This is a genomic window from Paenibacillus sp. J22FR21 (genome assembly GCF_056269135.1).
The window spans coordinates 264974-280365 of record NZ_JBWDNJ010000005.1 but is presented as its reverse complement, the minus strand read 5'-3'; the positions used below and the strand labels follow the sequence as shown (position 1 = coordinate 280365).

At 53.0% G+C, this 15392-nt stretch carries 13 protein-coding genes and 1 riboswitch; of the genes, 11 read left to right on the top strand and 2 right to left on the bottom strand.

All coding sequences use genetic code 11. From position 1 onward, the window contains the following. Positions 1-59: 59 nt before the first annotated feature. From AC0YNS_RS19730 to AC0YNS_RS19690, 9 genes are all read left to right on the top strand, one after another. Positions 60-932: a carbohydrate ABC transporter permease gene (locus tag AC0YNS_RS19730; RefSeq protein WP_475782686.1), complete on the top strand. Its 873-nt coding sequence runs from the start codon at positions 60-62 to the stop codon at positions 930-932. Further along, the gene (locus AC0YNS_RS19725) at positions 929-1825 is read left to right on the top strand and encodes a carbohydrate ABC transporter permease (protein ID WP_475782685.1); all 897 of its coding nucleotides are present in this window, start codon (positions 929-931) and stop codon (positions 1823-1825) included. The genes AC0YNS_RS19730 and AC0YNS_RS19725 overlap by 4 nt, the downstream gene beginning before the upstream one ends. 54 nt (positions 1826-1879) lie before the next feature. Continuing rightward, a complete protein-coding gene (locus tag AC0YNS_RS19720) occupies positions 1880-3025 on the top strand; it encodes an efflux RND transporter periplasmic adaptor subunit (protein ID WP_475782684.1) in 1146 nt (381 codons plus the stop codon). A 32-nt stretch (positions 3026-3057) separates the two neighbouring features. Further along, complete coding sequence (locus AC0YNS_RS19715; RefSeq protein WP_475782683.1) at positions 3058-4476, top strand: ABC transporter substrate-binding protein; 1419 nt, start codon at positions 3058-3060, stop codon at positions 4474-4476. Between the two features lie 355 nt (positions 4477-4831). Beyond that, a complete protein-coding gene (locus AC0YNS_RS19710; RefSeq protein WP_475782682.1) occupies positions 4832-6265 on the top strand; it encodes an S-layer homology domain-containing protein in 1434 nt (477 codons plus the stop codon). Between the two features lie 42 nt (positions 6266-6307). Beyond that, a complete protein-coding gene (gene corA / locus AC0YNS_RS19705; RefSeq protein ID WP_475782681.1) occupies positions 6308-7255 on the top strand; it encodes a magnesium/cobalt transporter CorA in 948 nt (315 codons plus the stop codon). A 105-nt stretch (positions 7256-7360) separates the two neighbouring features. Next, positions 7361-7651, top strand: coding sequence for a small, acid-soluble spore protein, alpha/beta type (locus AC0YNS_RS19700; protein WP_475782680.1), 291 nt, complete (start codon positions 7361-7363; stop codon positions 7649-7651). Positions 7652-7820: 169 nt separating this feature from the next. Continuing rightward, positions 7821-8504 carry a response regulator transcription factor gene (locus tag AC0YNS_RS19695; RefSeq protein WP_090978629.1) on the top strand — a complete coding sequence of 228 codons (684 nt, stop codon included), beginning with the start codon at positions 7821-7823 and terminating at the stop codon, positions 8502-8504. Further along, entirely contained in the window at positions 8501-10027 is a 1527-nt protein-coding gene (locus AC0YNS_RS19690) for a sensor histidine kinase (protein WP_475782679.1), read from the top strand. Before AC0YNS_RS19695 ends, AC0YNS_RS19690 begins: the two co-directional genes overlap by 4 nt. A gap of 28 nt (positions 10028-10055) precedes the next feature. Here AC0YNS_RS19690 and AC0YNS_RS19685 read toward each other — a convergent pair whose 3' ends face one another. After that, positions 10056-10685 (bottom strand): cyclodeaminase/cyclohydrolase family protein, encoded by a 630-nt coding sequence (locus tag AC0YNS_RS19685; protein ID WP_475782678.1) that lies wholly within the window; start codon positions 10683-10685, stop codon positions 10056-10058. Between the two features lie 2 nt (positions 10686-10687). Beyond that, entirely contained in the window at positions 10688-11551 is an 864-nt protein-coding gene (locus AC0YNS_RS19680) for a bifunctional 5,10-methylenetetrahydrofolate dehydrogenase/5,10-methenyltetrahydrofolate cyclohydrolase (RefSeq protein ID WP_475782677.1), read from the bottom strand. 95 nt (positions 11552-11646) lie between these two features. Beyond that, a riboswitch (ZMP/ZTP riboswitch) is annotated at positions 11647-11732 on the bottom strand. Between the two features lie 95 nt (positions 11733-11827). Between AC0YNS_RS19680 and AC0YNS_RS19675 the strand changes: the two genes are divergently transcribed. Further along, positions 11828-13711 carry a sensor histidine kinase gene (locus tag AC0YNS_RS19675; RefSeq protein WP_475782676.1) on the top strand — a complete coding sequence of 628 codons (1884 nt, stop codon included), beginning with the start codon at positions 11828-11830 and terminating at the stop codon, positions 13709-13711. Further along, positions 13686-15329, top strand: a complete 1644-nt coding sequence (locus AC0YNS_RS19670; RefSeq protein ID WP_475782675.1) for a response regulator — start codon at positions 13686-13688, stop codon at positions 15327-15329. Before AC0YNS_RS19675 ends, AC0YNS_RS19670 begins: the two co-directional genes overlap by 26 nt. Positions 15330-15392: the final 63 nt, after the last annotated feature.

The following is a 15392-nucleotide window of genomic DNA, read 5'->3' as shown; positions in this document are numbered from 1 at the left end:
CGATTTGCTGCACGCCCGAAGCAAAAGCATTCGCTCTCACTATCGTATAGGAGGTTGTTATGAAATTCAATCGCTTGCTGCAGCGAGACAGCAGTGCGGCGGTCGTGTTCCTTCTGCCGAGTCTGATCGGCTTCGGGCTGTTCTTCCTGATTCCGTTTGCGGCAGGATGCTACTATTCGCTGGTGGACAGTCCGGTGAACGGCAGCTTCGTCGGCCTCTCCAATTATGTGGAGCTGCTGGAGAGCAGCTCATTTCGCAAGGCGGCATCGAACACCGCATTGTTCACGGCCGTAAGCGTTCCGCTGCTGATGGTCATTTCGTTACTACTGGCGCTTCTGCTCACGCGTGATGTGTATGCCCGAAACTGGCTGCGCACGTTCTATGTCATGCCGCTGGTCGTTCCGGTCGCTTCGATCGTGATGCTGTGGCAGATATTATTCGACGGCAACGGTTTTCTGAATGCTTTCCTGCAAGAGCATGGGCTGGCAACGAAGGACTGGATGGGCTCGGGAACGGCAAGAGCCGTTGTATTGCTGGTCTTTCTGTGGAAGAACACGGGCTATAACATGGTGCTTTATCTGGCAGGTTTGCAAAATATCCCGGAGGACTATTACGAAGCCGCATCTGTGGAAGGTGCAGGCTGGTGGTGGAAGCTGCGCCATATTACGCTTGTTTACTTGACACCGACGGCGTTCTTCGTCTTCGTCATGTCGGTTATCGGTTCGTTCAAAGTGTTCCGCGAGACGTATCTGATTGCAGGGGAATATCCCGATGAGAGCATCTACATGCTGCAGCATTATATGAACAATATGTTTCTGTCCTTGGATTACCAGAAGCTGACCTCGGCCGCGTATGTGATGGCGCTTGTCATTACGTTGTTTGTTGCCGTGGTGTTCAGGCTGGAGCGGGCGCTGAGGAGGCGGATGGAATGAGGGAAAAGCCGCGAACTTTTGCCAAAATCATGCTTACTTTCATGCTCGCCCTATTCGCTGCAGGTATGCTGTTTCCACTTGTATTCACGATCAGCAATTCCTTCATGTCGGAGGATGAAATTACGGCAGCCTATGGTATTTTGTCGCCTAGTGCGGAAGGGGATTCCGGGAGCTCATCCGATTCAAAAGCAGATCAGTTCGCCGTGCTCAAGCTGATTCCGGACAAGGTGACGCTCGAGCAGTACGGGGAGGCGCTCTTCCGAAAACCGCAGTTTCTGGCGATGTTCTGGAATGCGGTTGTGATGACGGTGCCGATTATTGCCGGGCAGACCCTCGTTGCGGCACTGGCGGCTTATGCGCTTGGCAAGCTGCAATTTGCGGGACGAGACAAGCTGTTCTTCCTGTACCTCATTACAATGCTCATGCCGTTCCAAGTCACGCTTGTGCCGAATTACATCATGGCTGACCGGCTTGGATTGCTGAATAGCTTCGGTGCAATCATATGGCCCGGCATCTTCGCGGCATTCGGCGTCTTCTTATTGCGACAGTTTATGCTGCAGATTCCAACGGCTTACGTGGAAGCAGGCAAAATGGACGGTGCAGGCCATACGCAGCTGTTCCTGCGCATTGTACTGCCGATGTGCAGGCCGGGACTTGCCGCGCTGGTGATTCTGCTCTTCATCGACAACTGGAACATGGTCGAGCAGCCGCTCATCATGCTGACCGATGCGGTGAAGCAGCCGCTGTCGGTCTATTTGTCCCGGATTCGGGAAGGGGAGCAGGGCATCGCTTTTGCCGTTTCGGTGCTCTATATGGCGCCGATGTTGTTTATTTTTCTCTATGGCGAGAACGATCTCATAGCCGGCATTCAGCTGTCCGGGCTGAAGGGGTAGCCGGGGCTAGGTTGGTGGCAAACAAAAGTACACAACAGTTTAGGAGTGAAGAGAATGTCCACGATGCTGGACGATAATCGCTTGAAGCGACGCAAACGGCTCATGGGCACAGTGCTGATTTTTTTCTTCGGCGCGCTTGCCGTGCTCACGTTCTTCTCGAACACGATTGCGGGCATGGCGCTGCCGAAAGTGACGGTGACGAAGCCTGATTTCGGACAGCTGGAACGTACCGTTTCCGGTGAAGGCGAGCTGGAGGCGGAGAAATCGGAGGAGCTGTACGCCGAAGGCGACGGTGATGTGACGAAGATCCATGTAGAAGAAGGCGACGCCGTCAAGAAAGGGCAGACGTTGATTTCCTATGATACAACGGACGCCAAGCGGGATCTCACGGATGAAGAGACGCGATATGCGCAGGCGAAGCTGCGGATGGAGAAGCAGCGGGAACAGATCATCGATGCGCTGCGGCAGGGCAACGAGTCGTCGGTGCGTGATCTTAAACGTGACTTGAAAATTGCCGAGTACGATCTGGACATTCAGCGCCGAAAGCTCGAAACGATGCGCGAAGACATTGTGAGCAGCAGCGCTGTTCGTGCGCCGTTCGACGGCATCGTAACTAAGCTGCAAGCGACGGAGGGGCTGCCTTCCTCGCGTGGGCAGGCTGTGGCTGAACTGGCGGATGTAAGCGAGGGACTTATCTTCAGCTTTACCGACGACGCAGACGATGCGGATAAGCTGCGCATCGGTGAAACGGTGTCGTTGTCGGCCTATATCGGCGATAAGCGGAAGATGGTGAAAGGCGCGGTCGACGATATCGAGGACGTAGAAGACAGCGGAGCACTCGGCGGTGGCGGCTCGGGCGATGCCGATGACGAACAGAAGAAAATTACAGTGAAGCTCACCGGTCAGGAGCTGCAGCTTGGCGACCAAGTGAAGCTTTCCGTGAAGAAGACCGGGCGGATCGGCGGTATCATTCTAGCCAGCGATACGGTACAGCAAGGTACCGAAGGGTACTACGTTTGGGTTGTGAAGGAGAAGAAAGGACCGCTCGGCAATATCTATACGGCAGTGAAAGCAGCGGTTACGATCGGTGATTCGGATGCGACGAATACGGAGATTGTGGACGGGATTATGCCGGATGAGAAGGTCGTTGATGAGATGAGCGAGCCGCTAAGCGAGGACCAGCGCGTGCGTTTGAAATAATAGTTTAGATGATCCCAGGGAGTGTGTTCAGAATGAAGAAGAAAGCGAAAACTGCGATTACAACCGGTTGTGTCAGCCTGGCGCTCATGACGGCGATAACAGCGTGCTCAAGTGGAGGCGGCAACGGCGGGAACGCAAATACGGGAGAGCAGCCGCCGGCCAAAACGAAGGATGGCAAGACGGTAGTCACCGTATCCGTTCTGGAGAATGACCGTTTCTTGCAAACGGCGGAAGCGAATTTCGAGAAGGCGCATCCGGACATCGATATCCAGATCACTGCTGCGATTGCAACGCCGGAAATGGGCAAGAAGGTGACCAGAAGAGCGGGCGGCGGGGACGAGAATTCGGCGGACAAGGAGAAGTTTCTGAGTACCGTCAACACGGAGCTGATGTCGGGCAAAGGCGCGGATCTTATAGCGGTGCAGGATCTGCCGTTCAACAAGTATGCGGAGAAAGGACTGCTTACGGATCTTCGGTCGCTGATGAAGGACGATAAAGATTTTAACATTCAAGATTACTATGAGGGCATTATGGATGGGGTGACGGTCGAAGGCAAGCAGGCAGCGCTGCCGCTTCGATTCTCGCTTGATGTGATGCTCGCTAATACGGAGGAGCTGGCTGGGGCAGGTGTTACTGTCGACGATGGCAAATGGACATGGAAGGATTTTACGGATATTGCCCATAAGCTTATGAAGGACGAGGATGGCGACGGCAAGCCGGACAAGTATACGATGAGCGGGATGTCGAAGGATCAGATGCTGCGGTTGATGGTGGAGTCCAGCTATGAGCACTATGTGGATGCGGCGGCGAAGAAGGCGAGCTTTGACCAAGGTGATTTCGCGGCGATGCTGGAAAACTTGAAGGGACTCTACGACGATGGCTTGGTCAGCGATGGGATGCCGGGTCCCGGTCAACAGTCGTTCGGTCATATGAATCTGATGATGCCGATGGATCTGGTTATGCTTCCGGAGATGATGTTCCAGGGCAAAGGTCAGGTATTCCAGACGCCGTCCGGCGGCGAGGCGAAAGGCATGACCTACGACAGCGATCTGATGCTTGCACTGAATGAGAAGTCAGGCGCCAAGAAGGAAGCATGGTCATTCATGAAATACTTGTTGTCCGCCGAGGCTCAGGGAACGCCTGGCATTATGGGCTTCTCCGTGCGCAAGGATATGACGGCGAAACAGGTGGAAGAGTCGATGAACATGCTGGAGAGCGGCAATATCAAGATAGCGGGACCGGAGGGGGAAATTACGCCGCCGACGGTGACGGAGGAAGATGTCAAAGCGATCGTCGATACGATTCCTCGGATCAAGCGGTTCAGCGGCGACGACAGCGCCATAATGGATATGGTGAAGGAAGAGGCAGCGGCGTTCTTCGAGGGCCGAAAGTCGGCGGACGAAGCGGCGAAGCAGCTGCAGAATCGGGCAACGATTTATTTGAACGAATAGTGGGGGAAACACCTTCGGAAAGCGGCTGCGGCTGCTTTCCGAAGGTGTTTTCTTAGTTTCTCGTGAATATCGTCTAATGAGCTCATTTCGGATCGGAGACCGACTCGATAAGCGGAATATCCGCTTATACTCCACACTCGGGAAACCTGCTGCCCCAGCGCCTGAGAGACGGAAAACCCGACTCTCAGCACCCACCACTCAGCATCCCCCCAAGTTTCACAACTCTCGCTCAGAGGTTATTAATATAGTAAAAACGACTAATATCCAAATAATTGTAAATGATAGACAAATTTTATGCTAAGCTAGTAGGAACTACGTGGATAGATTTGCCAATAGCAGGGGGATCACGAGAAACATGAGAACGAAGTGGATCAAAATCGCACTCATTGCCGCCGTCGGCCTAACAGCAGCGAGTCAGCTGGAGACGGCGCCGAAACGAGCGAATGCAGCAGTAGCAGCAGTAACCGGATCACCGAGCGAGTGGGCGAAGCAAGAAATTCAAGACGCGATTACGAGCGGACTTATCCCCTATGGGTTAACGAATAGCTATCGATTGGCATTGACGCGTCAGGAGTTTTGCGAGATGGCCGTTCAGCTCTACGAAGTGCTGACGAATACGAAACCGGCGGAGCCGAAGCAGAATCCGTTCCGGGATACGACGAATTATCGAATCGGCCAAGCTTACGAGCTCGGCATTATTAAAGGGACAAGCCCGAACACCTTCTCGCCCAAGGCGAATGTGACGCGTGAGCAGCTCGCGCTGATGCTCTATAACACGCTGACCAAAGCGGGCTTCCAAACGAAGCTCCAAGAGGGCAAAGGAACGCCGGCGAAGTTCGCGGACGACAAGCAGCTCGCCAAGTGGTCGCGCGATGCGATCAGCATGCTGTCCGGTAACGGCATCATGAAAGGCAATGTGAGCGGCAACCAGCTGCGATTTCAGCCGCGCGTGACGACGACACGGGAGCAGGCCATCGTGCTGGTGTACCGGATTTTCTCGCGGTTCGGGACTTATTTTGTGAACGATGAGGAAGATCTGCTGGGGGCGGCCAAACAATCGCTTCCCGTCGTCATCAAGGATGAGCAGCTCCAAGAAATCGACACCCGAGCGAGAGCGGTGCTTGCAGAGATCATCCGACCGGGTATGACCGAATATGAACGCGAGCTGGCTATTCATGATTATATTTTGCAGCATACCGCCTATGATTACGAGAATTACAAGAATGACACCGTTCCGCCGGAATCGTACTCCGTGTACGGGGTGCTGGTGAATGGCGTCGCGGTATGCCAAGGTTATGCGGGAACCGCTGATCTACTGCTAAGCATGGCGGGAATTGAATCTCATATCGTAATCGGCACGGCAGACGGCGGCAGCCATGCGTGGAACAAAGTGAAGATTGATGGAGCGTATTACAACCTCGATGTCACGTGGGACGATCCTGTTCCGGATGTGGCGGGGAGATTGAACTACGGCTATTTCAACGTGACAGATGAAGCGCTTCGAGAGGATCATGCTTGGAAGGACAATCTTCCGGAAGCTGCCGCCAATACGTTCAATTACTACGTAATCAACGGCCTCACCGTGAACAATCAAGCAGAGTTCGAAGCGAGAATCAGCAGCGCTGTTGAAGCGCGTTTGTCGTCCATCACCATCAAACGCACCTATAAGGACGAGCAAGGGCCAAGCGGCTGGGAAGCTCTGCTGAAGAACTATGGCGAAGTTCTCGCATCTTATTCCTACACGATGGATAATAGCGGTGTTGTGAGCTTCAAGTTTAAGTACCGTTAATGATACAATAAGGACAAAAAAACGGACGGAGTCTCTTGATCCATGATTCGAATTCTTGCCATTACGAACGATCACCATATCCGGCAGTTGAACAAACTGGAAGACTTAAGCAGCGTAACGCATCTTAGATGGTACTGGGTCGATTTCTGCGAGCCAACAGGAGAAGAAGCGAAGCTGTTGGAGGATTATTTTCATTTTCACCCGCTGGCTATAGAGGATTGTCTGCTTTACTTGCAGCGTCCCAAAATGGACCATTACGACGATGTACATTTCTTCGTGCTTCATGCGATTCACGAGCAGACGCTGGAGGCGTCTGAAGTGGATCTGTTTGTCGGTCCGAATTTCTTGGTGACTTACCATCAACTGCAGCTACAGGAGGTCGACCGGGCCTGGGAGAAAATCATCCGCAAACCGCACACGGAAGCCCATGGCAGTCTGCATGCCGCTTATACCGTGATGGATGAGCTGGTGGATCAATATTTTCCGGCGCTGCAGGCAATCGAGGATCAGCTGCTGGAATTAGGCGGCTCCGATCAAGGATTCCGAACGGACCTCAGCCATGTGTTCGAAATTCGAAACAAGCTGCTCCGGCTGCGCAAAACAATCGTCCCTATGCGAGACTTACTGTATCGGATCCTCAATACGCAAAGAATCGAGGCTTTAAAGCATTATCATCACTTCTTCACCGATATCTACGATCATCTGCTGAAGCTGGCGGAGATGGTCGATTCCAATCGCGATATGACCTCGGATCTGCGGGATCACTATATGTCGCTTAATTCCAATCGGATGAATACCATCATGAAAACATTGACGGTCATTACCGTCATCTTCATGCCGCTGACGTTTATTGCCGGTATTTATGGCATGAATTTCTCCAATATGCCCGAGCTCGGCTGGCATGCAGGCTACTATATCGTGCTTGTGTTTATGGTGCTGCTTGCGTTGGGCATGTTTGCTTGGTTTAAGTTCAAGGGTTGGTTTGAATAGATCAATGATGATTGAATAGATCAATGATGATTGAAATTGAATAGAGAAATTATCCTTAGGGAACGGTAAGTTATACGACTCACCCTTAAGGAGGCGGCAGAAATAATGGCAAGAAGAAGTCGGAGGAAGCACCTGGTACCGGGCGCAGAAGCTCAGATGAGTGCATTTAAGGCGGAAGTGATGCGCCGTGAAGGCTATGTCGTAAATGCGAGCAGGCCTGATGATGTGAAATATGAAGTGGCGAAATCGCTCGGCATTCCGCTGGAGCACGGTTACAACGGCCAGTTATCGACGGAATCAGCAGGTCAAATCGGCGGTCAGATCGGCGGAGCGATGGTCAAAGAGCTGGTGCGGATGGCGCAGGAGAAGCTGGCACGCCAGAACACGGAACATTAATGAAGGCCATCAATGATAAACGTGCTTAACGAAACCATCAGCAGGAAGCTGGTGGTTTTTTGCATGTCACTAACGGTTTTCAGTATTTTTTCAGAAACGATTCATACTGTTTTCATCTTCATCGGTTAAGCTGGAGGTAACATGCTTAAGTAGGATGGGGGATTGGACGATGCCTGCCGCGATATTGGTTATCGAAGACGATTATTATATACAAGAGCTCATTGCTGAGTTTCTTCGGGCACAACAATATGAGGTGGATGTAGCAGGGGACGGATTGGAAGGCTGGGAGAAATTTCAGCAATCGTCGTACGACCTCGTCATCTTAGATTTGATGCTGCCTTCCATGCATGGCTACGAGATATGCCGCAGCATTCGCGAGCGTTCCGATACGCCGGTCATCGTACTGACGGCACTGGGCGAGGAGAAGGATCAGCTGCGCGCGTTCGAGGAAGAAGCGGATGATTATGTGACGAAACCATTCTCGTTCCATGTATTGATGAAACGGGTGGAGGCCGTCCTTAGGCGCACGCGCAGCGGGCTTTCCGGGGAGCAGCTGTTCGACGGTAGACTGAGGCTGGATGCCGATGCTTACAAAATCTACGTCGACGGCAAGCTCATAGACACGACGACGAAGGAATTCGATATTCTGCATACGCTCGTACATAACGCCGGACGGATTATGACACGTGACATGCTGCTGGACAAAGTATGGGGCTACGACTTCTACGGCGATTCCCGTATCGTCGATGCTCATATTAAGAATATCCGCAAGAAGCTCGGCATCTCCGTCATTCGTACGGTAAAAGGGGTCGGCTACTCGCTGGAGTCTGAGCTGGCGTTGGTGGAAGGATGATCCGGCGCAAGGGAATACGGTTTAAGATCTTCATGGTTACGGCGGCGCTGCTGGTCGTATCGGCCTTACTTATCTATTTAACCCTCTACTTCATGCTGCCGGGTTATTACAAGAACATCAAGCAATCCCGTCTGGAGAGCAGCTTCAGCGAACTGGTGAAACAGATCGACGGCGTGAGTGCGGCTGATGCCATTCCGCTGATGGCGAAGTTTGGTCAAGAGCATAATGCGGCGCTCATGATTCGTGATAAGGAGGGGCAGGGGTATTATATCCCGCCGAGTTATCGGGGAATGAACGGCTGGCTGTCCCGTAATGCGAGTTACCTTGGTATGCGAAAGCAGCTTGAAGCGGGTCGGGTGATCGATGGCCGTGAGATTACGAAAGGGCCCGGCGACGGTAATGGCGGCGGCCCGAACATGCAAATGCTGAGCGTCGATAAGACGATTAAATTCGCAGAAAGCGACGATCCTTACACCCTGTCAGTGGATGCCCCGCTGCAGCCAATCGGGGAAGCGGCCGATGTGATATTGCTATTCCTGCCGTATATGCTGATCCCGATTCTATTGATTGCGGTTGGCGGAGCGCTTATCTATTCCCGGCTAATCGCACGGCCGCTTCTCTCGCTTAATCGAGTGGCCAAACGGTTGGCCAAACTCGACTTCTCCGTTACGAAGCCTGCGCTGAACACGAAGGACGAGCTGGGTGAGCTGTCGTTTAGCCTCAGCAAATTAGCGGTTAATTTGCAGCTGACGATGGGGGAGCTGCAGGATGCGAACGCCCAGCTCAAGAGCGATATCGAGCAGGAACGTGAGCAGGAAGCGAAACGGCGGGAATTCGTGGCGACGATTTCCCATGAACTCAAGACGCCGATAACGGCGGTCAGCGGTCAATTGGAGGCGATGATTGCTAATGTGGGCTCCTACCGCGATCGGGACAGATATTTGCGCCAATCGTATACGATCATGCAGGATATGGATAAGCTTGTGCACGAGATTCTGGAGCTGTCCAAGCTGGAAAGCCGGGATTTCCGTCCGCTGATGCGCAAGGTGGATCTAACTGAATTGGTGCGGGAATCGATGAATAGTATGAGCTACTTGGCAGATGTCAAACATATGCAGCTGGAGGTTGAGCTGCCGGAGGAAGCGATGATTACGGCCGATGAGCGGCTCATGTCGAAGGCGGTATCGAACATTATTACGAATGCCGTTCAATATTCCGGGGATGCGGAGCGGGTCGTTGTTCGACTATCGGAAGAGGTGCCTGCTGCCAATGAGCAGCGTGATCCTTGTACCTGGTATAGACTTGAAGTGCTGAACACCGGTGTGCAGGTAGAGGAATCGAAGCTGCCTCGATTGTTCGAGCCTTTCTACCGGGCAGAGCAGTCACGCAGCCGCTCAACCGGCGGCAGCGGACTTGGTCTCTATATTGTCAGCAAAGTACTGGATGCTCATGGCGCTGAATATAGCATTGCCAATACGGCCGAAGGAGTGCGCTTCAGCGTAAGGGTGCAGGGAGCGGCTTGAGGGTGTAAAGGGAAGCAGGAACCGGACATTAGATTCTGTCGCGAACGACAGCTAATGTCCGGTTTTTGAGTTGTTCAATTTCAGCGATAAGGGCGGACCGTTTCGCTGCATAATGAGCCTTAATCCCTTCATCCTTCAGCGCCGCTAAATTGATCTCTACCGTTAAGAGCGCAGCTTGCGCGGCGGCTTCAAGCAGCACAGCACCGATTCCCAGGTCTGAGATGACATGCGCATTCGTGCAGGAAGCAATGCTTAGCGTCGACTGCAGCGCCGCGCTGCATACCTCCATCAGTCGGAGCGGGGCTTCGATGGCGGCAATGGTTGCGTCATGGAGCGCCTCTTGACGAAGCGATTTCTCAGCCTCGCTTTGCTTGGGCAGCTTCAGTGCAAGCATATAACCGTCAAAGGCTGCCATGTCGGAGGCGAGCATAGCTTCACATGAAGTGGATAGTCGGCTCATCTCGTTCAAGGTCGCATTGATTTCGAGACGAGCATCCGCGTATTTCTCCCCTTGCGAGAGATGTGCCGCCATTGCCGTCATGGCTGTGCCGAGCGCTGCGGCAAGTGCGGCTGCGCTTCCGCCGCCCGGCGTCGGGTCGGAGCTGGCCGCCTTCTCTAGGAAGCGGCGAATGGAATCATCCCACGTTACAGTAGACATCGTTACGCATCCCCTTTCAGAGACATCTGGATATCGATAGCTCTCATCAGATTGCGATACAGGATCGCCGTCGTTAAGGTGCCAACGCCACCGGGAACCGGCGAGACAGCCGCTGCCGCATCTCCCAGATCTGCAGCTGCATCACCGGTGATCGTACCATCGGCAAGCTCGTTAATACCTGCGTCGATGACCGTTAAGCCCGGATGCGCCATGTCCTTCGTAATCACCTCCGGCTTGCCAACCGCAACGATGGCGATTTCCGCATGCTTCAAATGAGCGCCTAGATCAGGCGTCCTGGAATGACAAACGGTCACGGTAGCATTCTCGCGTTGAAGGAGATGGAACAACGGCAGCCCGACCGTCTGCCCTCTGCCTACTAAAGCCACGTTGCGTCCTTCTAACTGGTACCCGTAATGCTTAAGAAGTCCGATGCAAGCCTGCGGCGTTGCGGGCTGCAACCCTTTATCACTACCGGTGTAAACCGCCAGCTTATTCGACGGTGTAACACCGTCGATATCCTTGGCAGGGGCAATGCAAGCCTCAATGGCAGCTGCCGATAGATGCGCGGGCAGAGGGAGCTCAAGCATGATGCCGTGAATGTCTTCATCCGCATTCAGCGCTGTGATGACGCGCTTCAATTCCTCTTCCGAGACATCGGTTCCGAAAGTATGGAGCTGAAACGATATGCCCAGCTTCTCGGCAATCTTCTGCTTGGAGCGTGCATAATAAGCTGAAGCAGGATCTCCTTCGACTAGTAGTGTCGCCAGAGAAGGCTGGTTTCCATTCTTCTTCCATTCCTCTACGCGGGCCGCTATTTCCGAATACATAAGCTCTGCCGCTTCTTTCGCTTTCAAGACAATGGCCATAGAGATCTTCTCCCTCAAATTGGAATTGAGTGACCTGCATGTACGAAAAAAAGCATTCGCGGGCAGGCTCGTCGCAAGACATAGCCAGCCGCAAATACTTCTCCCCAGGCGAACGGTGTATTTCGATCCGCATGCTCCCTCGTGGTTCATTCCACTGATTTCGCCAGTTGCATGCAGCGTTATTTTCCTAGAGTGTAGCATGCAGAGGTGTCTTTGAACAGGGCTGTGCTATAATGTTGCTGGATATTGGGAACATGCGAAAGGAGCAAAGCAACTGTGCTGATAAACTGGTTCTATCCCAATTGGCTGCGGAATCAAGTGATTCGCAACAAAATCATCGCCATTTATATTCCGCTTATCATTGTGCCGCTGCTTGTGCTGGGTTTTGCGTCCAACAGCATTTATACGAATGCGATCGTCGATAAGACGATCAGTAACGTGAGTGACAACTCCTCGCTGATCATCACGCGAATGAATGGGATCATGACGAATGCGGAGAGCTGCGCGAATATCTTGACGATTAACTTAAACCGCGTCATTCAAGACCATAACAAAGGGGAAATCAGCCGGGAGCGCTCGCTGCTGCTGTCGACCTTGATTACCAATCAGCTTAGTTTTGCGCTGCTCGTCTTCCCGGATGTCGAGAGCGCTGCATTCATTGATACCTATGGCACGATCTATGGCACCTCGGCTGCGATTGAGAACGCGGGTGAGCCGCAGCCGGAGACACTTCTGCAAACCGCAATGCTGAAGCGCATTCGGGAAACGACTGGTCAGAACATCTGGTTTCCGATGGATAAGAGAAACTTTCTTACACTCGGGGCAGATGAGCCGGTGCTTACGGTGGGTAAGAAAATCAACAACATCTACACCGGCCAGGAGCTCGGTCTGTTGGTGCTTAATGTGAAGGAACAATCGCTCTCGGCGATTTACAATAACATCGGTACGGACCAGAGCGGCAGCTACATGCTGACCGATCAAGCCGGAACGATCGTCTCCTCGACAGACAAGGAACAGCTGCTGAAGCCCGTTGAAGATCAGGCGCTGCGGCAGTGGATCAATGAGACGAACAGCGGCTCGACAATCGATCGGTTCCAAGGGGACAAGCTGCTTGTGATCAGCTCGGAGATGCCGAAGTTCGGCTGGAAGCTGATCTCCATGGAGCCGTTTAACGCGTTGACAGCAGATAATCGCAAAATCACGGCGCTCATTATGACGATCGGCTTCTTCTGCTTCTTGTTCGCGCTGATGGGTGCCGGCATTCTGAATCGACTCATTGCCAGGCCTATCGTGCTGCTGACCAAGTATATGAAGCTGGTGAAAGAAGGGAATCTTACCATCCAACTGCCGGTCAAATCGAATGACGAGCTGGGGCTGCTCGCATCCGGCTTTAATACGATGCTTACTCGCATTAATCAGTTACTGGATAATGTGCGGTTCGAGCAGAAGAAGAAACGGGAGTATGAGCTTGCTCTGATTCAATCTCAAATAAAGCCTCATTTCTTATACAATACGCTCGATGTCATTTATACCCTCTCGGAGATCGGGCGGGTCAAGGATGTGCAGCGCACAACCAAATCGCTCGCCGACTATTACCGGATCGTCTTAAGCCAGGGGAAAGAGGCGATTCCCCTTCAGGATGAGCTGCAGGGACTGCGCGATTATTTGGCCATTCAGCGAATTCGGTATGCCGATGTGTTTGATTACCAAATCGACGTGCAGCCGGAAGTGCTCTCCTGCACGGTGCTGAAACTGACGCTGCAGCCGCTCGTGGAGAATGCCATCTATCATGGCCTGAAGACGAAGGGGGAGTTTGGCCACCTCATCGTGACAGGCGGCATCGAAGGGCAGGATTTGCTGCTCACCGTGAAGGACGACGGAGTCGGAATTCCGCAGCACCGCCTGGAGACCTTGCTGCAGCCAAGCGCGGATACCGCCAAGACATCGGCAGTCGCGCCGTTGTCCGCTGCCGGAAATACGGGGAGCTCGTTCGGGATGCGCAGCGTGGACAGCCGGATTAAGTTGTATTTTGGCGAGGGGTATGGACTGACGCTGATCAGTGAACCCGGCGTGGGAACAGAGATACAAGTACGATTGCCAATGGAGCAGCAGGAAGAGACGGGAGGCGGCAAACATGTTGAATTTACTGATCGCAGATGATGAGTCGATCTTCCGCGAGTATTTGCGCACGGTGCTGGACTGGGAGTTATATGGCTATCGAATCATTGGTGAAGCGAAGAACGGGCTTGAAGCGCTCGAAATCGCCCGGAAGATAACGCCGGATATCGCGCTTGTCGATATTACGATGCCATTCATGGATGGGCTGGAGCTGGCTCAGCGTTTGAAGGAAGATTACCCCGGCATCAGCATCGTGCTGATCACGGGACATAATGAATTCGACTATGCGAGGCGTGCGCTGAAGCTCGGTGTCGAGGACTATATCTTAAAGCCATTCTCCAAGGATGAGCTGACGCTTACGCTGCTGAAGCTGCAGGAGCATCACCGCAAACAGAGGGAAGAGCAGTCGACGCATCTGAAGAATTTGCAGCTGATGAAGGAGAGCGTGCTGAACCGGCTGGTCAGCGGAGAATTAGCCGAACATGAGGATGTGCTTCTGCAGCAGCTCAGCTCCTATCAGCTGCGGCTGGATGCCAAAGCTTATGCGGTCGCTTGTATCGAGATCGATGAGATTGATCGCAAGTGGGGCGAGGTCAGCGAACGGCTGCTATGGAAATATGCCGTGACCAACATTCTTGCCGAAGCGATGGAGGATTCCGGCGGGAAGCCTGTTATCTTCAATGGACCGGAAGGGCGAATTATCTGTCTGTATGGCTTGGCGCACGGTGCTGGGGCTGCTGCAGTTACTTCGCAATCGCCGCAGCCGGAGCTTCCGAAGCTGGAGCCGTTCGAGAAGCTGTGCATGCTGATTAAGCGATATTTGAAACTCACGATTACGATCGGCGTTGGCCAAATCTATAGCGGAATTAGCGGCATACGCTGCTCTTACGAAGAGGCGCTAACGGCGCTGCAGAACAAGTTTGTGCTGGGTAATGACCGCGTCATCGCCTTCGGGCAGCATATCTCGAAGGAAGGAACAGGCGTGCAATATCCGCCGGAGCTTGGCGATGAGCTGCAGCTGCTGCTGCGTGCACAAGATGATGTGAGAATTGAGGCTAAGCTAAGCGAGCTGTTCCGGCTGATCCGGGAGAAGAAGCTGTCGATCGACTATACCTACGTAATCTGCATGAGCCTCGTATCGGTCTGTCTCGGTTATGTCAGCGAAGCGGGTCAGCCGATTGAGGATTGCTTCGGTGAGCATTTCTTCCCGTATCACGAAATCCGCGAGCTGGCCTCCATAGACGAAGCCGAGCGGTGGATGAAGGAGCTGTTCACCAAGGCCGTTCACTATACGAGGCGTTACAAGAAGACACGGTCGTCTATTATAGCCCAGGCGGCCAAAACCTTCATCGAAGAGCAATACGGCGATGCCGAGCTTGGCGTAGAGAAGGTTGCCCAGCATGTGTTCATCAACGCCAGCTACTTGCGCGCCGTGTTTAAGAAAGAGAACGGGATGACCGTCACGGATTACATTACGCATATTCGGATGAATAAAGCGAAGGAGCTGCTCGGAGCAGGCAACCGCAAGCTGTCGGATATCGCGGAGAGTATCGGATACAGCGACGGCAGCTACTTCAGCAAAAGCTTCAAGAAGTTCTTCGGTTGGTCGCCGAGCGAATACGAGAATCGGATAAAAGGGAATGAAACGATGCGCGGATAATACAAAACGCCATCGTTTTTTCCATTATCGGGGGTGAAAGGGCATTTTATAATGAGAAACGTA